This is a genomic window from Siccirubricoccus soli (assembly GCF_024178315.1).
Classification (GTDB): Bacteria; Pseudomonadota; Alphaproteobacteria; order Acetobacterales; family Acetobacteraceae; genus Siccirubricoccus; species Siccirubricoccus soli.
The window spans coordinates 1-19,105 of sequence record NZ_JAMZIK010000038.1; the positions used below are offsets into that span (position 1 = coordinate 1).

At 73.1% G+C, this 19,105-nt stretch carries 18 protein-coding genes and 1 pseudogene; 3 read left to right on the forward strand and 16 right to left on the reverse strand.

The window, feature by feature from the left end; all coding sequences use genetic code 11:
* Positions 1-297: 297 nt before the first annotated feature.
* The 12 genes and pseudogenes from NJ376_RS06840 to NJ376_RS06890 form a co-directional block, all read right to left on the reverse strand.
* Positions 298-963 carry an endonuclease III domain-containing protein gene (locus NJ376_RS06840; protein WP_252952505.1) on the reverse strand — a complete coding sequence of 222 codons (666 nt, stop codon included), beginning with the start codon at positions 961-963 and terminating at the stop codon, positions 298-300.
* A gap of 169 nt (positions 964-1,132) precedes the next feature.
* Positions 1,133-1,537: a hypothetical protein gene (locus NJ376_RS06845; protein WP_252952506.1), complete on the reverse strand. Its 405-nt coding sequence runs from the start codon at positions 1,535-1,537 to the stop codon at positions 1,133-1,135.
* 52 nt (positions 1,538-1,589) lie between these two features.
* A complete protein-coding gene (locus NJ376_RS06850) occupies positions 1,590-2,516 on the reverse strand; it encodes a hemolysin family protein (protein ID WP_252952507.1) in 927 nt (308 codons plus the stop codon).
* Positions 2,513-3,055: an rRNA maturation RNase YbeY gene (ybeY, locus tag NJ376_RS06855; RefSeq protein ID WP_252952508.1), complete on the reverse strand. Its 543-nt coding sequence runs from the start codon at positions 3,053-3,055 to the stop codon at positions 2,513-2,515. The genes NJ376_RS06850 and ybeY overlap by 4 nt, the downstream gene beginning before the upstream one ends.
* On the reverse strand, positions 3,039-4,160 hold the full coding sequence (locus NJ376_RS06860) for a PhoH family protein (RefSeq protein ID WP_252952521.1): 1,122 nt from the start codon (positions 4,158-4,160) through the stop codon (positions 3,039-3,041). Before NJ376_RS06860 ends, ybeY begins: the two co-directional genes overlap by 17 nt.
* 41 nt (positions 4,161-4,201) lie before the next feature.
* Entirely contained in the window at positions 4,202-5,623 is a 1,422-nt protein-coding gene (miaB, locus tag NJ376_RS06865) for a tRNA (N6-isopentenyl adenosine(37)-C2)-methylthiotransferase MiaB (protein WP_252952509.1), read from the reverse strand.
* 152 nt (positions 5,624-5,775) lie between these two features.
* Positions 5,776-6,666 (reverse strand): lysophospholipid acyltransferase family protein, encoded by an 891-nt coding sequence (locus NJ376_RS06870; RefSeq protein WP_252952510.1) that lies wholly within the window; start codon positions 6,664-6,666, stop codon positions 5,776-5,778.
* A gap of 307 nt (positions 6,667-6,973) precedes the next feature.
* Positions 6,974-7,378 (reverse strand): annotated as a pseudogene (locus NJ376_RS29200) (hypothetical protein); the annotation flags it as partial.
* Entirely contained in the window at positions 7,375-9,417 is a 2,043-nt protein-coding gene (locus NJ376_RS06875; protein ID WP_252952511.1) for a protein-disulfide reductase DsbD family protein, read from the reverse strand. The gene NJ376_RS06875 and the pseudogene NJ376_RS29200, both read right to left, overlap by 4 nt.
* A 487-nt stretch (positions 9,418-9,904) precedes the next feature.
* Entirely contained in the window at positions 9,905-10,696 is a 792-nt protein-coding gene (locus NJ376_RS06880; RefSeq protein WP_252952512.1) for a lipid-binding SYLF domain-containing protein, read from the reverse strand.
* An 8-nt stretch (positions 10,697-10,704) separates the two neighbouring features.
* Positions 10,705-11,508, reverse strand: a complete 804-nt coding sequence (locus NJ376_RS06885; RefSeq protein WP_252952513.1) for a lipid-binding SYLF domain-containing protein — start codon at positions 11,506-11,508, stop codon at positions 10,705-10,707.
* A 75-nt stretch (positions 11,509-11,583) separates the two neighbouring features.
* Positions 11,584-12,216, reverse strand: a complete 633-nt coding sequence (locus NJ376_RS06890; protein WP_252952514.1) for a histidine phosphatase family protein — start codon at positions 12,214-12,216, stop codon at positions 11,584-11,586.
* A gap of 329 nt (positions 12,217-12,545) precedes the next feature.
* Here NJ376_RS06890 and NJ376_RS06895 point away from each other — a divergent pair, with 329 nt between their 5' ends.
* From NJ376_RS06895 to NJ376_RS06905, 3 genes are read left to right on the forward strand one after another with little or no spacing between them, the layout of a single operon-like run.
* The gene (locus NJ376_RS06895; RefSeq protein ID WP_252952515.1) at positions 12,546-12,875 is read left to right on the forward strand and encodes a hypothetical protein; all 330 of its coding nucleotides are present in this window, start codon (positions 12,546-12,548) and stop codon (positions 12,873-12,875) included.
* A 2-nt stretch (positions 12,876-12,877) separates the two neighbouring features.
* Entirely contained in the window at positions 12,878-14,326 is a 1,449-nt protein-coding gene (locus NJ376_RS06900) for a hypothetical protein (RefSeq protein ID WP_252952516.1), read from the forward strand.
* The gene (locus NJ376_RS06905; RefSeq protein WP_252952517.1) at positions 14,323-15,327 is read left to right on the forward strand and encodes a GIY-YIG nuclease family protein; all 1,005 of its coding nucleotides are present in this window, start codon (positions 14,323-14,325) and stop codon (positions 15,325-15,327) included. The genes NJ376_RS06900 and NJ376_RS06905 overlap by 4 nt, the downstream gene beginning before the upstream one ends.
* A 170-nt stretch (positions 15,328-15,497) precedes the next feature.
* On the opposite strand, the gene NJ376_RS06910 is transcribed toward NJ376_RS06905, so the two are convergent.
* The 4 genes from NJ376_RS06910 to NJ376_RS06925 form a co-directional block, all read right to left on the reverse strand.
* Positions 15,498-16,301: an ABC transporter permease gene (locus NJ376_RS06910; protein WP_252952518.1), complete on the reverse strand. Its 804-nt coding sequence runs from the start codon at positions 16,299-16,301 to the stop codon at positions 15,498-15,500.
* Positions 16,298-17,050: an ABC transporter ATP-binding protein gene (locus tag NJ376_RS06915; protein WP_252952519.1), complete on the reverse strand. Its 753-nt coding sequence runs from the start codon at positions 17,048-17,050 to the stop codon at positions 16,298-16,300. The genes NJ376_RS06910 and NJ376_RS06915 overlap by 4 nt, the downstream gene beginning before the upstream one ends.
* A 511-nt stretch (positions 17,051-17,561) precedes the next feature.
* The gene (locus tag NJ376_RS06920; RefSeq protein ID WP_252952520.1) at positions 17,562-18,770 is read right to left on the reverse strand and encodes a hypothetical protein; all 1,209 of its coding nucleotides are present in this window, start codon (positions 18,768-18,770) and stop codon (positions 17,562-17,564) included.
* A partial coding sequence (locus NJ376_RS06925) for a hypothetical protein (RefSeq protein ID WP_370288024.1) occupies positions 18,767-19,105 on the reverse strand: 339 nt, incomplete at its 5' end. The genes NJ376_RS06925 and NJ376_RS06920, both read right to left, overlap by 4 nt.

Below are 19,105 nucleotides of genomic sequence, written 5' to 3' on the forward strand. Positions count from 1 at the left end.
TGGCAACGGCGCCGGCCCTGGTGGCGCGCGCCACGGCCGCCGGGGTGGAGCTGCCGATCTGCGCGGCGGTGGCGGCGCTGGTGGCGGGCGAGCTGACGGTGCCGGCGGCGATGGAGCAGTTGCTGGCGCGGCCGCGGCGGGACGAGTAGATCGGGGGCGCTGCCCCCGAACCCCCGCCGGGGACCGGACCGGTCCCCGGACCCCGGTCTGAGTCGGCGGGTTGAACCAGCAAACTCGGACCGGGGTCCGGGGGGTGGTCCCCCCCACGGCGGGGTGCAGGGGCAGAGCCCCCACCCCTCACCGATGCTCCGTCACCCCCACCTGCCGGCACTGCCGCAGCAGCAGGCAGGTGGAGCAGCGCGGCCGTTCCCCGGTGCAGATGTGCTTGCCGAAGGGCACCAGCCGCTCGTTCAGCTCGATCCAGTAGGGCGGCGGCAGCGTTTGCTCCAGCGCCTTCATCGTCCGCTCCGGCGTCGAGGCCGCGACATAGCCCCAGCGGTTGACGATGCGGTGGACATGGATGTCCACGGAGATGGCCGGAATGCCGAAGCCCACCCCCAGCGTCAGCGCGGCGATCTTCGGGCCGACACCGCGCAGCGCCGTCAGCCCCTCCGCCGTCGCCGGCACCTCCCCGGCCGCCGCGATCTGGCGGGAGAGGGCGAGGATGTCGCGCGCCTTGGGCTCCGGGAAGGTCGCGCCGTGCAGCAGCCGCACCAGCGTGGCTTCGTCCAGCGCCGCCATCGCCGCCGGCGTGCGGGCCATGGCGAAGAGCCGCTCGCAAACCGGGATGGTGGTCTCGTCCCGGGTGCGGGCGGAGATCAGCGCGGCGACGAGCTGCTCGAAGGGGGAGGCGTAGCCGGCATCACGCAGCGCGAACATCGCCGCCTTGGGCAGCCCCGCCACCGCCTGCCGCAGCAGGCGGAACACGCGGTCGATGTCGAAGGGGTCCTTCTCCGTGTCCATCACGCCTGAACGCGGCAAGGGCGCGGCAGGTGGCCGACCGACAGGCGGAGAGTGAAGCTGTCGCCGCCCGGTGCCCTGGCGCGGCTTTGCCGCGGCAGGCTGTGCGACCCATGGGGAAGGAAGCCACCATCGGGGCCCCCACGGCGGCGCGCAGCGACGCCGCGGGGAACTAAAGCAGCCTCGGCGCCTCTTCCTCGGCCTTCGCCGTGCGCCGCTTCGGCTTCACCTGCGCCCGCAGCCGGATCAGCTCGTCCAGCAGCCGGTCCATGGTGACCCAGAGCGGCTCGCGTCCGATCCGCTCCTTCATCACGAAGGCATGGGCGGCCAGCGTCACGTTCAGCGTGCCGCGGGTGCTCTCCGGGCGGGGGCTGCGCATCTGCAGCAGCACCTTCTCCACCTCCTCCACCGGCACCTTGAAATGCGCCGCGATCTCCTCCGGCGCATGGCCCCGGCGGCGCAGGGCGCGGGCGCGCTTGGCCTCCGCCGCGGTCAGCGCCAGGGCGGGGCGCAAGGCCTGGGTGCGGCGCGAGATGTCGCCCGATCCGTGGCCGGGCGGCCGGCCCTTGAACGGCATGGCAAGGCTCCCCTGACAAGGGCGTCAGCGCCGGGAACCGTCCCGCGGTTCCCTACTCCGCCGCCTGCTTCTGCGCCTGGCTCCCGCCCTGCGCCCCCGGCCGCCGCACCCGCAGCTTGCGGATGCGCCGCGGATCGGCGTCCAGCACCCGGAATTCGAGGCCGGAAGAATGCGAGACCAGCTCCCCCTTCGCCGGCACGCGGCCAGCCAGGGTGAAGACAAGACCGCCCATGGTGTCGATGTCGGCGGCCCGCTCCTCATCGGTCAGCACCGGGCCCATCCGGCTCTCGAACAGCTCCACCGGCGTGCGCGCATCCAGCTCGATGGTGCCGTCCGGCCGCTCCACCATCTGCGGCGGCACGTCCTCGTCATGCTCGTCGGAGATGTCGCCGGTGATGGTCTCGACCAGGTCCTCGATCGTCACCAGCCCGTCGATGCCGCCATACTCGTCCACCACCAGCGCCATGTGGATTCGCGCGGTGCGCATCTGCAGCAGCAGGTCCAGCACGGGGACGGAGGGCACGACGAAGAGCGGCTTGCGCAGGATCGCCTTCATCTCGAAGGGACCCTCCCGCCCCACCGCGGCGAAGACATCCTTGATGTGGACCATGCCGACGATCTCGTCGAGCTGGCCGCGGAACACCGGGTAGCGGCTGTGGCCGTCCCGCTGGATCAGGCGGATCGCCTGCTCCAGGGTGAAATCCTCCGGCATCGCCATGATGTCGGCGCGCGGCACCATCACGTCCAGCGCCGTCTTGCCCCGCAGCTTCAGCACATTGCCGAGCAGGGCGCGTTCCTGCGCGTCGAGGTCGTCATCCGCGTCGCGCCCGGGGTCGCCCGGCCGGTGCTCGCGCGGCTCCTCCTCGATCAGCTCCTCCATGCGGTCGCGGACGCTCTCGGCCTCCCGCTTCCGCAGCAGGCCCTGGAGGCGCCAGAGGATGCCCTCGCGCCGGCTCTGCTCGCCATTGCTCACGCTCATGCGCCCACCCCGCGCCAGGGGTTGGGCAGGCGCAGCCGGTGCAGGGCGCGGGCTTCCGCGCGTTCCATGCGCCGCGCCTCGCCGGCGGTCAGGTGGTCATGGCCGATGAGGTGCAGCGTGCCATGCGCGACGAGATGGGCGAAATGCACGGCCAGCCGCTTGCCGGCCGCCTTCGCCTCCCGCGCCACCACCCCGAGGGCGAGCGCGATGTCGCCCAGATGCTCCGGCCCGTAGCCGGGGAAGGAGAGGACGTTGGTCGGCTTCTCCTTGCCGCGGTGCTCGGCGTTCAGCCGCTTCAGCGCGCGGTCATCGGCCAGCAGCACGGTGACATGGCCGGTGGTGCCGCTTTCGGCCAGGGCGGCCGCCGCCGCGCGCCTGGCCAGCGCCTCCACCCGCGGCAATGCCCGCCGCCAGCCCGGCGCCTCGAGGATCACCGAGACCGTCAGCCCGGTATCCGCCGCCTCATCCCCCTCGGAGAACCCGGCATCGGCGGGGGGCGTGCCCCGCGCCTCGCCGGGTGACCTACTTCCCGGTTCCATCGCGTTCCTTCTTCCCCCGACGCTCCGCCTGCGTTTCCGCAGCCTCGGCATCGGTCCGCACATAAGCCGCGCGTTCCTCCGCGCGGCCATAGGCCGCATGCTCTTCCGCCCGGCCATAGGCCGCATGCTCTTCCGCGCGGCCATAGGCCGCGACGATCCGCGCCACCAGCGGGTGGCGCACCACGTCGCGCTCGTCGAAGCGGGCCACCCCGATGCCCGGCACCCCGTCCAGGATGCGCAGCGCGTCGGCGAGCCCGCTCTTCTGTCCCGCCGGCAGATCCACCTGGGTGGGGTCGCCGGTGATCACCATCCGCGTCCCCTCCCCCATCCGGGTCAGGAACATCTTGATCTGTGCCGGCGTGGTGTTCTGCGCCTCGTCGAGGATGGCGTAGCAATGCGCCAGCGTGCGTCCCCGCATGAAGGCCAGGGGCGCGACCTCGATTTCCCCCGACGCAATGCGTCGGGCGACCTGGTCGGCCGGCATCATATCGTGGAGCGCGTCATACAGGGGGCGGAGATAGGGGTCCACCTTCTCCTTCATGTCGCCGGGCAGGAAGCCCAGGCGCTCCCCCGCCTCCACCGCCGGGCGGGAGAGGACGATGCGGTCCACCCTGCCGGCCAGCAGCAGGGCCACGCCCTGGGCCACCGCCAGATAGGTCTTGCCGGTGCCGGCCGGGCCGATGCCGAAGACCATCTCCTGCCGCGCCAGCATCTCGATATAGGCCGCCTGGGCCGGGGTGCGGGGGGCGATGGCGCCCTTGCGCGTCCGGATCTCCGGCATGTCCTGCAACGGCAGCCGGGGGTCGTTCTCCGCCTCCCCTTCCGCCATGCGGAGCGCCGCCTCCACATCCGCCGTCGTCACGCCCTGGCCCTTCTCCAATCGCCGCCACAAGGCCCTGAGCGCCGCCTCCGCCACCTCGGTCGGGGCCTGGGGCCCCGCGATGGTCAGCCGGTTGCCGCGCGAGCCGAGCCTGATCCCCAATCGCTGCTCGATGCGCGCCAGATGGCGGTCATGTTCCCCGTAGAGCAGGGGGAGCAAAGCGTTGTCGTCGAATTGCAGCGTGATGCTGCGCTGTTCGGGGGGAGGTGGCGAGGGGCGCAGCATGGCGCGCCCCTCTCCGGGCCGGATGGCGATGGCGGCGGGGGTCAAGCGGGGGCGGGCTCCTCTCTCGGCTGGGCGTTGTGGCCACCCTCGCTGGCCGCCAGCAGGCCGGAGAGGGAATTGGGATGGGCGGCGAGGATGGTGACCGGCACCTCCCGCCCCAGCAGCGCGGCGGCGTCGCCGGGCAGGTGCACCGGCTGCAGCCAGGGGGAGCGGCCGGCCGCCTGGCCGGGATGGCGGCCGGGGCCGGAAATCAGCACCTGCATGGTCATGCCGACGCGTGAACGGTTGAAGCCCGCCTGCTGTTCCCGGAGCAGGGCCTGCAGCGCCTGCAGCCTTGCATCCTTCTCCGCCTCCGGCACCTGATGTGGCGCGCCGGCGGCCGGGGTTCCAGGCCGGGGGGAATATTTGAAGCTGTAGGCCAGCGGGAACTCCACCTCCCGCACCAGCGCCATGGTCGCCGCGAAATCGGCCGCCGTCTCGCCCGGATGGCCGACGATGAAATCCGAGGAAAGCGCGAGGTCCGGCCGCGCCGCCCGGAGCTTCTCCACCACCCGGCGGAACTCGGCCACGCCATGGCCGCGGTTCATGGCCTGGAGCACCCGGTCCGAGCCGCTCTGCACCGGCAGGTGCAGGAAGGGCATCAGCATCGGTAGCTCGGCATGGGCGGCGATCAGGTCGTCATCCATGTCCCGGGGGTGGGAGGTGGTGTAGCGCAGCCGCAGCAGGCCCGGGATGTCCGCCATCTCCCGCAGCAGCCGGCCAAGGCCCCAGGCGCGGCCATCCGGCCCCTCCCCGTGATACGCATTCACGTTCTGACCGAGCAGCGCGATCTCCCGCGCACCCGCCGCCACCAGCCGCCGCGCCTCCGCCAGCACCGCCGCCGCGGGGCGGGAATACTCGGCGCCGCGGGTATAGGGAACGACGCAGAAGGAACAGAATTTGTCGCAGCCCTCCTGCACCGTCAGGAAGGCGGTGACGCCCTGCGGGGCGGCCACCTCCGGCAGGTGGTCGAATTTGTCCTCGACCGGGAAATCGGTCTCGATCACGGCGCCGGCGGCGCGGCTGGCGCGGGCGACCATCTCCGGCAGCTTGTGGTAGGTCTGCGGGCCGAGGACGATGTCCACCCAGGGGGCCCGGGCGGTGATCTCGGCTCCCTCCGCCTGGGCGACGCAGCCGGCGACGGCGAGCACCAGCTTCTCCCCGCTGCTGGCCTTCTCCTTCTTCAGCTCGCGCAGCCGGCCGAGCTCGGAGAACAGCTTCTCGCTGGCCTTCTCCCGGATGTGGCAGGTGTTGAGGATGACCATGTCGGCCCCCTCCGGCGCCTCGGCCGGGGCGTAGCCGAGGGGCGCCAGCACATCCGCCATGCGGGCGCTGTCATAGACATTCATCTGGCAGCCCCAGGTGCGAATGAAGAGGCGCTTCCTCGCGGGGGGCGCCAGGGGGGCCTGGCCCTCAGTGGTCATCTTGGGTGTCAACTCCGCCGGGCCGCGCGCCGGGGGCGGCGGCCGAAAGGCGGGAAATGCGAAGGCCGCGCGCCGCGGTCAAGCCGGTCGCGGCCCCAGGGGCCCGGCGAATCGTCTCACGCCAGGAGAGTCGGGCAATGGAGGCCCTGCGGTCAAGCGCGGGTTTCGTCGCGCCGGGCGGCCCCGATCCCCCGCGGCCGGGGGGCGGGCAAGGGCACGGCCGGCCGGTTCTGCCGCAGCGCGGCGGCGCCCTCGGAGACGATGCGCCAGGTCGTGGCGGCCAGCACCTTGCGGTCCGGCACGCTCTCCGGCGGAAAGGGCTGGTGCAGCAGCACGGTGGCGCGGGTGCCGCTGCGCCGGGCCAGGCGCCAGAAATGGCTGCCGATGTCCATGTCCCCGTACCAGGCGAAGAGCGGCCGGTCCCGCCGGCAGGCCGGCAGCCCGCCGAGCCGGTCATAGACCACGGAGACGGGCTGCACCTGCGCCGCGGCATCGGCCACGCCGAGGAAGGAGCTGCGGAAGGGCAGCACCCGCGTGCCATCGTTGCTGGTGCCCTCGGGGAAGAGGATCAGGCTGTCCCCCTCGCCGAGGCGGCGGCGCATCTCCCCCGCCTCCCGCCCCGTGGTGCCGCGGCTGCGGGTGACGAAGACGGTGCGGCCGAGCCTCGCCACCCAGCCGATCAGCGGCCAGGTGCCGACCTCCCCCTTCGCCACGAAGCAGGCCTCCAGCACCGCGCCGAGCACCAGGATGTCGAGCCAGGAGGAGTGGTTGGAAAGGTAGAGGGTGCGCGCTCCCGGCGGCGGGGTGCCGATGACCTGCAGGCGGAGGCCGATCAGGGCGCAGAGGACGCGGTGGTAGATCCGGGCGAAGGCGATCTTCGGCCGGCCGGGCAACAGGATCAGCACCGCCTGGATCGGCAGGGCGATGGCGGTCCAGAGCAGGACCAGCAGGATGCGGCGGATGGCGCGGAGCCGGCCGCCGAGGGGCCGCTCCTCCAGCACCTCGAACAACCGCCCGCCGGGCAGGCGGTTGCGGAAGCCCATTGGCGATCGGCGCCGGAGGCGGCGGGGCGGGAGGGGGGCGTCGATGGGGGCGCGGGCCACGGCTTCCATATCGTCTGGCGATACTCCGCGACCCGCGACGCGGCAATGACGAGTCGGAGACGGGACGATGACACGCAACGTCCAACGTGCCGCCCGGGGCGGCCACCCCGCGCCTCAGAGCGCCGTCACCACCGCCGCCACCAGCCGCTCGACCGGCCGTGCCGAGTCGAGGCGGAGGATCGGGGCGCGCTGCGTCGGCCAGCCAGGCGGCATGCGCCGCCAGGCTGCGCTGCTCCGGCCCGGCGCTGTCATAGGACGCGGCCCAGCGGAGGAAGGCCTGGCTGGTTGACGCCATGTCGCCGCCCGGGGCGATGCGGGCGCCGTAGCGCGCCGCCTCCCGCGCCCGCAGCCGGGTCATGCGCAGGGCGGGATCGAGGCGGAGGAACACGATGAGCGTGTAGCGGGGCTCGAGCGGCGCGGCCCAGTTGAGGGCGGAGCCGGAGAGGATCCAGCCCCCCGTCGCGGGCAGGGCGGCATCGGCCAGGGCCAGCCGCTCCGCCACCGGGCGTGGGGTGGTGAAGGGCGGGTCGGTGGGCAGCCAGTAGACGGCGTCCGTGTCCCGGTGCGGCAGGCCGAGCCGCGCCGCCAGCGCCGCCCCCAAGGTGGTGGTGCCGCTGCCCGAGGCGCCGAGGATAGGGAGGCGCGGCCTCATCCCGCGCCCAGCGCCCGCAGCACCATCCCCTGCGTCAGCACCTGCGGCAGCAGCTCCGGCACGCCGCCGCCCGGCGGATAGACCAGGTAGAGCGGCACCCCCTCCCGCCCATGCTCCCGCAGCAGGGCGGTGATGGCGGCGTCGCCATTGGTCCAGTCGCCCTTCAGGTAGGCGGCGTTGCGGGCCGAGAGCGCCGCCTGCACCGGGGCGGTGCGCAGCACCAGCCGCTCATTCACCTGGCAGGTGATGCACCAGGCGGCGGTGAGGTTGACCAGAACCGGCCGCCCCTCCGCCTGCAACGCGGCGACGCGGGCGGCGGACCAGGGCTCCTCCCCCGCCTCCGCCGCCACGGCAGGCGGCGGCGCGGCGGCGAGGCCCGGCAGCAGGGCCAGCGCGCCGAGCCCGGCCAGGACCGCCAGCACCCGCCCCGCCCGGCGGCCAGCCGCCACGCTGCGCTGGGCGAGCCCGAGCGCCCAGGCGGCGAAGCCGGTCAGCACCGCGCCGGCCAGCAGCAGCCCGAGCCCCTCCGGCCCCGCCTGCTGCGCCAGCACCCAGGCCAGCCAGGCGGCGGCGGCATACATCGGGAAGGCGAGGCCCTGGCGCAGCCGCTCCATCCAGGCGCCGGGCCGCGGCAGGTGCCGGGCCAGGCCGGGGAACAGGCCGAGCAGCGCATAGGGCAGGGCCAGCCCCAGCCCGAGCGCGGCGAAGACCGCCAGGGTCTGCGGCGCCGGCAGGGCCAGGGCGGTGCCGACCGCCGTCGCCATGAAGGGCGCGGTGCAGGGGGTGGCGACCAGCACCGCCAGCGCGCCGGTGGCGAAGCTGCCGAGATGCCCGCCCCGTGCCGCCAGCGCCCCGCCGGCCGAGACCGCCCCGCCCAGCGCATAGACGCCGGAAAGGTTCAGCCCCACCGCCAGCATCAGCCAAGCCAGCAGGGCAACGAAGGCCGGGGCAGTGAACTGGAAGCCCCAGCCGGCGGCGATCCCGGCCTGCCGCAGCAGGATGAGCAGCGCCGCCAGGGCCAGGAAGGTGGCCAGCACCCCCGCGGTGTAGCTGGCGGCATGCGCCCTGACCTCCGCCCGCGCGGCGCCGGAGAGCCGGGCCAGCGCCATGGCCTTCATCGCCAGCACCGGGAAGACGCAAGGCATCAGGTTCAGCAACAGCCCGCCGAGCAGGGCGAAGAGCAGGGCCCGGGCCAATGGCAGGCCAGGCGGCGCCGCCTCCGGCACGCCGCCGACCGGGGCGGAGACCTGATAGGCGGCGCGCACCCCGGCGGCATCGGTCAGCACCACCACCCCCTCCAGCCGCGCCGGCGCGGCGCCGGCCATGGCGGTGAGGCCGAGGGTCAGCCGCCCGGCGCCGAGGCCGAGGGGCTGCGGCGCGGCATTCTCCAGCACGCCGCTCTCCTGCGGGAAGAAAAAGGCCTCGCGGATGGCGCCGGGGGCCAGGCCCTCGCCTTCCAGTGTCAGGCTGCCGCTGGTGCCGGCGATGGCGGCCCGGGCAGGCCAGGGGGAGGAGCGCGGCGCGGCGGCCTCGGCGGCGGTGAAGAGGGGGGCGAGGGCGGGGTCGGGGCGCCCCGTGGCGGCCACCGGCAGTTCCAGGCGGAAGCGGCCTTCCTCGGGGATGCAGACCTGCTCGCAGACCAGCCAGCTTGCCTCTGCCTCCAGCGCCAGCGTCTCGCCGGGCTGCAGGCCGGCGGGGGTGGTGGCCCGGAAGGGCAGCAGCACCTCCCCCTCATAGCCGAAATTCACCAGCGGGCCGAAGGGGATGCGGCGGGGGGCCGGCCACTCGATGGGGGTGGCGGCAAGGTTGAGCGTCACCTCCGGCGGCGCCCCGGCATCCCCGGCATTGCGCCAATAACTGTGCCAGCCGGGGGCGAGGCGGAGGCGGAGCGCGAGCCGGAACTCCTCCCCCGGCGCCACGGCAGCGGGGGCGGCGAGGAGGGTGACAGTGGCGCGGGGGGAGGTGACCGCCTCGCTCTCCGCCGCCCGGGCCAGCGGCGCGGCGAGGAGGAGCAGCAGGGCGAGCAGAAGGCGGCACATGGCGGTGGCATAGAACGGGATGCCGGCTGGGCCAAACAAGGGGCGGAGATCGTCGGCTCCGCCCCCGAGGCCCTCGGCAGGGGCTCGGCCCCTGCACCCCGCCGGGGAGGGGACCCCTCCCCGGACCCCTGTGGGAGTCAGAAGGTTGGAACCTTGCGCGGACTCATGCGGCTCGGCGGCCGTGGCTGCGGGGGCGTCGCCGGGGTCTGGCGGGACAGGGCCGTGTAAGAGGCTGGCAAGGGGTATCGGCCGGAGAAGGTCGCGGTCCTGCCAGGATGACGCAAGCCGGCCGGCGCGAAAGCCGAAGGTCAAAGGCCGGGAGCTGGAACCCAGGACCGGGGCCGGTTCTGGCGCGCAGGTCCAGGAAACGGCCGCCCGCCCGCGGGCCGGTAGCGGCCATCCCTTCGCGCCGCCGGCATGAGCGGCCCTCACGGTCAGGCGGAGGCGTCCTCCGCGCCCTGGCGGAACACCGCCATGTGGCAGGCTGCTACCGCCGCGGCCCCGCGATCGGCGGCAAGGGCGAGGATTGCACCGCCCCCAGCCCCGGCCCTGGCGCCACCTCCGCCGGCGGCGGCGAGGCAGGGGTGGGCGCCGGCGCGGCCGCCCCGCCCTGGCCGTAGCGGATCAGCGCCGCCCGCAGCGGGTCGGACCCTGGGTTGTAGACCTGCATCGCCACCACGATCTGCCGCGACCCGACCTCCTGCCCGTAATAGGCGCGGTTCCAGTCGCTGCGGGCGCTGAGCAGCGAGCCCTCCAGCGCCAGCCCGGCGAACAGCCCGCGGGTGCGGGCGATGGCCAGGATATCCGCCCCCGCCGCCGCGGTGGTCGATCCTTCCACCCCCGCCCCCACCGTGGCCAGAGCCAGGGACAGATCCGCGCCGAACTTGAATTGGCTGTCGAGGACGGCGTTCAGCCCCTTCTCGGTGAAGATCAGCATCAGCACCTGCGCGTCCTGGATGCCGAATTGCAGGCCGAAGCTGCCGGAGGCGAGGCCGTAGAAGGCCGGCGAGGACCAGGAGCCGGCGGCATCCCGCGCCAGCAGCACGCAGCCCCCGCCCTCCCCGCCGAAGAAGAAGCCGGCGCGCAAGAGCTGCGGGCAGACCATGGCGGCGCGGGCGCGGCGCAGCAGGTCGCGGCTGTCCTCCGCGCCCGGCTCGACCCCCATGATCTCCTGCACCGTCAGGGTGGCGCGGTCCACCAGCGCCTGCGCCTCCGCCTGGTCCTGCGCCCGGGCCGGGGCGGCGAGGAGCAGCGCGGCCAGCAGCAGCAGGGCGCGCATGGTCCGCCTCAGCGCAATGGCGGCAGGGCGCCGCGCTGCACTGGCCCGCTGCCCAGCGTGGTGCCGGGGGCGGGGGTGCCGGCCGGGTTGCCATAGGCCGGCGCCGGAGCTGGGGCGGCCGCCGCGGCGGGACCGCCGGAGCCGAAGCGCATGAGCGCCGCCCGCAACGGGTCGGCGCCCGGGTTATAGGCCTGCATCGCCACCACGATCTGCCGGGCGGAGACATCCTGCTGGTAGTAGCTGCGGTTCCACTCGCTGCGCGAGGAGAGCAGGGAGCCTTCCAGCGTCAGCCCGGCGAAGAGGCCGCGGGTGCGGGCGAAGGCGAGGATGTCGGCGCCCACCGCCGCGGTGGTGGAGGCCTCCACCGAGCCGCCGATGGTGGCGACGGCGATGGAGGCATCGGCGCCGAATTTGAACTGGCTGTCCAGCACCGCATTCAGCGCCCGGTCGTTCATGATCAGCAGCAGCATCTGGGCATCCTGGATGCCCGCCTGCAGGCCGAAGCTGCCGGAGCCGATGGAGTAGAAGGCCGGCGAGGACCAGGAGCCGGCGGCATCCCGCCCGACCAGCACGCAGCCGCCACCCTCGCCGCCGAAGAAGAAGCCGGCGCGGAAGATGCGCGGGCAGACCAGCGCGGCGCGGGCCCGGCGCAGCATGCGCGCGGCGTCCAGATGGTCGTTCCCCCCGCCCAGGATGTCCTGCACCGTGAGGGTGGCGCGATCGACCAGCGCCTGTTCCTCGCCTCCGCTCGGGCTGCCCGCGCAGCCGGCGAGTCCGGCCAGGGTGATGCCGAGAATTATCAGACGGCGCATGAAGCCCCCCCGCCAAGCACCGGAATTTCCGTGCTTGTATCGGATTTTGCTCGCGCTGTCCAAATTTCCGGGCGGTCAGCCCGCGGGCGGGGTCCAGGGCTCCTCGTTCACCGTCGCCACGCGCCAGTCGGCGCCGTGTTTCTCCAGCCGGGTCAGGCCCAGATTGCGGATGGAGAAGATCAGCGCCTGGTGCGGGGTGAGGCCGAGGGCATGCGCCAGCGCGGCCCGGATGGAGCCGCCATGGGCGACGATCACGATGTCTTGTCCGGCATGGGTCTCCGCCAGCCGCTCCAGCACCGGGGCGACGCGGGCCTGCATCTCGGCGAAGCTCTCGCCGCCCGGTGGGCGCTCCTCCGCCGCATGCGGCCAGAAGGGGTGGGGCGGGTGGCGCAGCCGCTCGGCCAGCGCCTCATGCGGGATGCCCTGCCACTCGCCCAGATGCTGCTCGGCCAGGTCCGGCTCGGTGGCCAGCGGGGCTTCCGGGTAGCCGGCGGCGAAGATGGCGGCCGCGGTCGCCCTGGTGCGGGCGAGGTGGGAGGTAACCCAATGCGCCGGCCGCGGCAGCCGCCCCGCCAGCCAGCGATAGAGCGCCGCCTCCTGCCGCAGCGCCAGCTCACAGAGGGCGACGTCCATGGAGCCGTAGAAGGTCAGGCGGGCGGAGGGCTCGACCAGGGCGTGGCGGATGAGGAAGAGGCGGGTTTCGGGCATGTCCCCCGGATGTAGCGCCACCGTCCCGGGCGAGGAAGCGTACCATGGGCTGACGCCACCACGCGGCAGCAGTTCGCCGACGCACTCGCCGCCCGCGGTTCCACACGCCGCGCGTAGGGGCGAGCGGTGGCATCCCTGGCGGGTGACGCGGATGCTGCCCCGCGCTGCGGACTGACATCGGGACCAGGTGAGATACCGGGTATGCCTCAGGCAGCCACGGTCACGCCCGGCAGGATCCTTCCGGAATTTTGCCGAGGAATTCTCCGGAGTCCGGAATGAAATTGTCTCCCCTGTGTGAGATGGTTCGCGGGTCAAACGGAGCTCCCGACGTGACCGAACCCAGCGCCCTCCCGCTCCTCACCCGCCATGCCCTCTCGCGGTGCGCCGCCCGCGGCATCACGCCGGACGTTGCATCCATCCTGCTGCACGACGGCGACCTCGCCGTGCATGCCGGCGAGGGCTGCACCACTGTCCGCCTCGGCCGGGATACCGCAGCGATGCTGGTCGCGGAGGGGGCTGACCCGGACGCGGTCGCGCGGGCCCGCCGGCTCGCTGCGGTGCTGGGCGAGCATGGGGTGGTGACCATCCTCCGGCCGCGCGGCCAAGCCGGGCGCCGCTATCGCCGCCAGCTGCCGACGCGCGCCCAGCAGGCCGCCTGATCATGGGCGACATCGTGCAATTTCCCAATCGTCCTGAGCAACAGGGCGCGCAGGTGGCCGAGGCTGCACCCCGAGCTGCCGACAAAGGCGATCGTAAGGAAAAGCAAGAGAGGCGTAAGGAGGAGCAAAAGAGGGCCCGCGCGGCCGAGGCCGCGCTGCTGCGCAAGATTATCGCGGAGGGAAAGGTGACGTTCGCGTCCGGTGAGAGCGAGCGTGTGGCTGCTCACCTGAACGATATCATAGATCGCTGCGCCAAAGAGCTGGGGCGGGGCGGTGTGGACGTGATCTGCCGGCGGATCTGGCCGAACGCTGACAACCCGGCGCGGCGCCGGGGCGATCTTAAGGTTATCAAGGCACCGAAGAAGCTCCTCGAGTACGCGAAAAAGATCGCGCAGGCGACCGGCTCCTCCGCTGACGACGTGCTGCTCGAGGCTTTCCGCGACACTCGCTTCGGCCACCTAGTGTATGCACAGCTTCGCGGCGAGGCGGCTGGGCCGGAGCTGGAGGCGTTCTGGGTCATCCTTTCGGATACCCTCCACGCCCTCGCCGATGCGGTCGTGTGTGCCGAGGGGCTGGAGGCGCACATGGAACGCCTCGTCGCGCTCCATGGCCGCTACGACCTGGCCGCGGACGCCATCAGCCCGTCCTCAGGCCGGCTCCTTGGCCAACCTCTGGCCAACTGGAACGAGCACGCCGACGAATTCCCGCCTATCCCTTCCGTCGTGCTCTTCACCGAGCCGAAATCGGCCACCGTGGAGCGCAATCTCACGGTCCGTGACACGGGCGAGATGATGCCCGTGCGCATGACGGTGCTGCGCGAAGCGCGCCTCGCCATCGGTCCGGCCGACAGTCTGATGGCGCCCGTGGCTCTTTTCGAGTTCCGCAGCGTGATGCAGCTGGTCGGGCCGACAGGTCCCCTGCGCATCCGCCGACCCTGGCTGTACCTGGACGAGAGCGAGGTCGAGGTGGAGTTGGATGGGGTCTGGCGCATTGCCGACATCCCGTTCGACGGCGGCAACCCGGACGATATGCCGGAGGGCTTCCTCGCAGAGCCCCATGTTGCGGAAGTCGTCGGCCCCCGGCTTGCCACATGGCGGTTCCCCGCCGCGCTCGAGGCACCACTCCAGTTCGAGCACAACTACGTCGTCTGGCGCCCCGTCACCGCCGGCACCTGCCGCGAGTTGCTGCTCCGGCCGCGGTGGGAGGTGGCGCTCGGCCCCTTCGCTCCCGAGCCGCCCGGTGAGCGTCCGGACATCTTCTGCCCGCCCGGCACCCTCGCCGAGGCGATCGAGGTCGCCCTGCATGTGGACGAGTCCGAAGGGCTGAAGGGCCAACTCCACGCCGCGGCGAACCGGATGGTGACGAAGGTTCGCGCCTGGCAAGCCGAGCTCGCCGCGACCGCGGAAGCGGCGCACCGCGAGCTGCGCGCCAAGTGGGGAGATTGCTCGTGAATGCAACGACAACCACCAGCCGGCAGCGGCATCTGGGTGATCATCTTCTGGCTGATCGTGGCCGCACTTGTGTTCTCGCAACTAGGGGGACGTTGATGGATTGCTTTGCTGCCCCGCATCCGGGTGCTCCTCGTCATGTCGGCGATGCGACGCGCTGGGCTCACCTGCGGGTGCTGACGCGCGACAGCGTCATGCCATTGCTCGCCGGCGCCACCGACCGCTTCTACGTTTACGTCTTGTGTGAACCGGATGGCACGCCGTTCTACGTGGGCAAGGGCATCGGCCGCCGCATCTTCCAGCATGAGGCGGAGGCCTGGAACACGACCCGCGTGAGCCACAAGCTGAACCTCATTCGGCGCATCCGCCGGGAAGGGGGCGAGGTCGCCTATGCGATCGACAGCTTCTTCAGCGAGGAAGCGGCGGCTCATGCCCGGGAGCGCGAACTTATCGCCTACTATGGCCGGCACGACCTCGGCCGGGGGCCGCTGACGAACCAGCTGGATGGTGGCGAGGGCGCCTCGAACCCATCGGCCGAGACCCAATCGAGACATGCCGCGAGCCTTGGCGGCGATGCCGAGGACCCGGAACGGCGCGCGGCCAACCGCTTCCTCGCGGCGATTGCCGGAGGGCAGGATTCCGTCCCGATCAAGCCCTGGCGCATCCTGCGCCGGACCGCCCACCTGCTTCGGCCGAGCCCAGGAAAGCCGATACCTAGGCCAACGCCGCGGATGGCGAAGGCGATCGCCGCGAGCGCCATCGCCAACAACGTGATGCTGGAGGCCGGCGCGGTGCTGCCGCGCCGCCTGATGATCGACAGCACGGAGTGCGCGATCGAGAATGGCTGTGGCGGAGACATGATTGCCGCCGGGCTTGTAGAGCCGGTCGAGCCGCGCGAAGCGCCGCTGGAGGAGAGCTTGCGCCTGACGGCGCTCGGCCTCTCTGCGGTTGTAGGGTACGTCGGACGGGAGAAACTGATCGATTACGGGATCCTTAAGCCGTGAGCCATCTTTGATCACTCCCGGATCCGCTCGACTTCGCCGGGCTGGCATCCGGCAGGACCTGTCACCTGTTGCCCTTCCGCGGCTTTGCCGCGGAAGCCTGTGCGTGGCCTTGGACGCCCGGCGAAATCCGGGGCTCCCACGAAGCCGCAAAATGGTTTCATGGGAAAAGCCTACTCCCCGATGTTCAGCAGCGCCCCCTTCACCCGCGCCGCCTGGAATTGCCGCATGAACACCCAGCCCATCGCCACCAGCCAGGCGGCATCCAGCACGAAGGCCCAGCCCAGATGCCCCCAGGCGATCCTCTCGTGCAGCAGCGCCGCCCGCATCCCCTCGAACACATGCGAGGCAGGCAGGGCCAGCGCCACCGGCTGCAGCCAGGCGGGCAGCACCGCCACCGGGTAGAAGACGCAGGAGATCGGGGCGATGCCGAACAGCACGGACCAGGCCAGCGTCTCCGCCCCCGCGCCGTAGCGCAGCAGCAGGGAGGTGACGCCGAGCGCGACCGCCCAGCCCATCAGCAGCAGCGCCAGCAGGAAGACGACCACCACCGGCCCCATGCGGAACAGGCCGAAGGAGTACAGCAGCCAGGCCAGCAGCACCGCCGGCGCGACGCCCACCACCACGCGGATGAAGCTCATCGCCATCAGCGCCGCCACCAGCTCCCGCGGCCGCAGCGGGCTGACGAAGACATGGCCAAGGTTGCGCGACCAGATTTCTTCCAGGAAGGAGATGGAGAAGCCCATCTGCCCGCGCAGCGCCACCTCCCACAGCAGCGCGCCGCCGAGCAGCGCAGCGGCGGCGAGGCCCGCGGCATTGGTCTGGATGCCGGCGACGTAGCTGGTGACGAAGCCCCACACCACCATCTGCAGCACCGGCCAGTACATGAGTTCGAGCAGCCGGGGCCAGGAGCGGCGGTAGAGCGCCAGGTGGCGATAGACGAGGCCCCAGACGCGGCGCAGCGCGGCGCGGTTCACGCCGCCACCGCCCGTTGCCGGCCGCGCGCGATGTCAAGGAACACCTGCTCCAGATCCTCCCTGCCGTATTTCGCCACCAGCGCGGCAGGGCTGCCTTCATCCACCACGCGGCCCTGCTTCAGCATCAGCACATGGCCGCAGAGCCGCTCCACCTCCGCCATGTTGTGGCTGGCCAGCAGGATGGCGCAGCCGCTCTCCGCCCGGTAGCGCTCCAGCAGGCTGCGCACCCAGTCGCCGGTATCGGGATCGAGGCTCGCCGTCGGCTCGTCCAGCAGCAGCAGCTCCGGCTGGTTGATCAGCGCCTTGGCCAGCGCCACGCGGGTCTTCTGCCCAGCGGAAAGCTCGCCCGCCGGGCGGTCCAGCAGCTCGCCGAGCTGCAGCTCCTCGGCGAGCTGGGCGATGCGCCGCTCCGCCTGCGGCACATCGTAGAGATGCGCATAGACCCGGAGATTCTCCGCCACGCTGATGCGCGCAGGCAGGGCGATGTAGGGCGAGGAGAAATTCATCCGCGCCAGCGCCTCGAACCGGTCCCGCGCCATGTCGTGGCCGAGGCAGGCGACGCGGCCGCCGCTCGGCACCAGCAGGCCGAGCAGCATGGCGATGGTGGTGGTCTTGCCGGCACCGTTGCCGCCCAGCAGCCCCCAGGTGGCGCCGCGCGGCATGCGGAAGGTGAGCCCGTCCACCGCCGGCGGGCCGTCTGTCCGGTAGCGCTTGGTCAGCGCCTCGGCGTGGATCGCGTCACTGCTCATGCGCCGGATATGCGCCCCCCTGCCACCCGCGCCAAGCTGGCTTTCGGCCGCGCAGCCCGAAGCCCGGCCGCACGATGTTGCCACGGCGCTGCCAATGCAGGCTGTGTGCTGCGTCACGGCGGAACGGCATCAAGGCCCCGGAGCGTAGTCGGTCGAGGCCGGATCGGCCGAACCGCGAATCGCGCGATCCGGCAAAGGGCCAGAGCGCGATTGGTCGAGCCAGGATCGGCCGACGCTGCCCTGGCCGCCGCGCGGCGGCGGCTGGGGACCCGGCGGGCTGATCCCGGAACCCCGCCGATGTCGATCCCGCGCCAGCCTGGCGTTCAGCGGCGAGCGGATCCATGCGGAGTTATGCGGCCCGAAGTTCAAGGGCAGGGCATTCTCCCGTGGTCCCGAGTGCCGACACGCTCGAAGCCCTGCGAAGGCCGGGCGGCAAGCTCCGGCTTGCCCGGCTTCCCGCCATGGGCACCGGCCGCAGCCTCGGGCCGGGCGAGGCGCCGATGCCGCCGCCTCAGCTCCGCGGCCGGACCAGCCTGCCCTCGAACAGCGCGATCCCCTCCTCCCATCCCCAGCCGATGGCGGCGGCGCGGTCGGCACCGGCCAGCACCACCGCCCCCCGCCCCTTCGGCAGCCAGGCGGCGAGGCCGCCGGGCAGGCGCTGCGCCTCCAGCGGCAGGCCGGGCGACCAGCGCAGCCGCAGCAGCCCGATGCCCAGCCGGTCGAGCGGCAGCAGCGGCAGCGCCGCCAGCTCCGCCACCTCCAGCGCCACGCGGTAGCCGCGCGCCCGGCAGAAGCCGGTGGCGAAGCGGAACCCCTCCGGGTCGGCCAGCGCATCCGCGGCAGCGAGCGCCAGCACCACCCCCGCCCGGCCGGTGCTGCCCAGCATGCCGTCCAGCCGGAGGAATTCCGGGCTGCCGATCGTCTCCAGCGCCAGGCTCAGCCCGCAGGGGCCGCGCCGCCGCACCTCCTCCGGCCGGGCCAGCTCCACCAGTAGCCGGCGGTCCAGCAGCCGGCGGAGCCGGCGGAACAGCCAGGGCGAGGCGGTGGGGTCGGCGCCGCCGAGCAGCGCCCCGCTCAGCTCGCCGAGGGCCGGGCGCCATTCCTCCCACAGCATCTCCGCCCCCTCGCCATCCGCCACCAGCCGGCAGACCGGGCGGCGGCGGAGGAAGCGGGCCAGGCTGGCATGGCCGAGGCCGAGTTCCAGCGCCGCGAGGTCGGCGGTGGTGACGGCCCCCTCGCCCTCCCCCGGCGCCGGGGCCACGGCGGGGCTGGCGCCGAAGCCGGCCTCGGCCGCAGCCAGCAGCGCCGCCGCCTCCTCCGGCAGGCGGAGCACGGCGAAGGGCGGCGTGCCGGCTGGGGGCTCGGCCTCCGCCGCATCGGCGGCGAACATGGTGGCGAGGGCCTGCTCCACCGCCGCCAGGTGCCGGGTGAAGGGCGGCGCCACCACCACCAGATCGCCCTGCGGCAGTTCGAAGAGCTGGGCGCGGGAGGACGCCAGCAGGGGCTCCAGCGCCTCCCGCACCAGCCGGCGGTGATGCGGCTGGTTCCAGTCCGGGCCGAGATCGGAGAGGCGGAGATGCAGCGCCCGCCGCACCACGCCGGCGGCGACGACGCCACGGAGGAGCTGCGCCAGGGCCAGCGCATCCCCCGCCCCGTTGCGGCCGAGGGTGCTGAGCGCATGCGGCAGGGTGCCTGGCAGGTCCGGCGCGCGCGGGATCATCCGCGCGGCACCGGGGCGTGGGGATCAAGGGCGGTCGGCTCCAGCGCCGGGCCGGACAGGGCGGCGATGCCGAGCCGGGCGGCGAATTCCAGCGCCTCCGCCCCCTCCGCCGCGGTCAGCACCAGCCGGGCCGGGTCGGCGCGGCGCAGCGCGGCCTGGACGGGACGCTCGGCGAGGGCCGGGTGCCAGCGCAGCAGCAGCAACAGCCCCTCCGGCAGGCCGGCGAGGTCGAAGCCGGGGAGCGCCGTCGCCTCCGGGCCTTCCAGCGCCAGGCCCCAGCCGGCGGCGGCCAGCCGGGCCCGCGCCGCGGCGAAGCCGGGGCTGGCCAGGGCGGG

Bases quoted from the DNA above. Each gene is read 5' to 3' on its own strand.
- NJ376_RS06875 (WP_252952511.1), bottom strand. From the start codon at position 9,417: ATGTGCCGCCTTCTGCTCGCCCTGCTGCTCCTCCTCGCCGCGCCGCTG.
- NJ376_RS06900 (WP_252952516.1), top strand. From the start codon at position 12,878: ATGGGCGACATCGTGCAATTTCCCAATCGTCCTGAGCAACAGGGCGCG.
- NJ376_RS06890 (WP_252952514.1), bottom strand. From the start codon at position 12,216: ATGCCCGAAACCCGCCTCTTCCTCATCCGCCACGCCCTGGTCGAGCCC.
- NJ376_RS06920 (WP_252952520.1), bottom strand. From the start codon at position 18,770: ATGATCCCGCGCGCGCCGGACCTGCCAGGCACCCTGCCGCATGCGCTC.
- NJ376_RS06840 (WP_252952505.1), bottom strand. From the start codon at position 963: ATGGACACGGAGAAGGACCCCTTCGACATCGACCGCGTGTTCCGCCTG.
- NJ376_RS06880 (WP_252952512.1), bottom strand. From the start codon at position 10,696: ATGCGCGCCCTGCTGCTGCTGGCCGCGCTGCTCCTCGCCGCCCCGGCC.
- ybeY (WP_252952508.1), bottom strand. From the start codon at position 3,055: ATGGAACCGGGAAGTAGGTCACCCGGCGAGGCGCGGGGCACGCCCCCC.
- NJ376_RS06870 (WP_252952510.1), bottom strand. From the start codon at position 6,666: ATGGGCTTCCGCAACCGCCTGCCCGGCGGGCGGTTGTTCGAGGTGCTG.
- NJ376_RS06850 (WP_252952507.1), bottom strand. From the start codon at position 2,516: ATGAGCGTGAGCAATGGCGAGCAGAGCCGGCGCGAGGGCATCCTCTGG.
- NJ376_RS06845 (WP_252952506.1), bottom strand. From the start codon at position 1,537: ATGCCGTTCAAGGGCCGGCCGCCCGGCCACGGATCGGGCGACATCTCG.
- NJ376_RS06915 (WP_252952519.1), bottom strand. From the start codon at position 17,050: ATGAGCAGTGACGCGATCCACGCCGAGGCGCTGACCAAGCGCTACCGG.
- miaB (WP_252952509.1), bottom strand. From the start codon at position 5,623: ATGACCACTGAGGGCCAGGCCCCCCTGGCGCCCCCCGCGAGGAAGCGC.
- NJ376_RS06885 (WP_252952513.1), bottom strand. From the start codon at position 11,508: ATGCGCCGTCTGATAATTCTCGGCATCACCCTGGCCGGACTCGCCGGC.
- NJ376_RS06860 (WP_252952521.1), bottom strand. From the start codon at position 4,160: ATGCTGCGCCCCTCGCCACCTCCCCCCGAACAGCGCAGCATCACGCTG.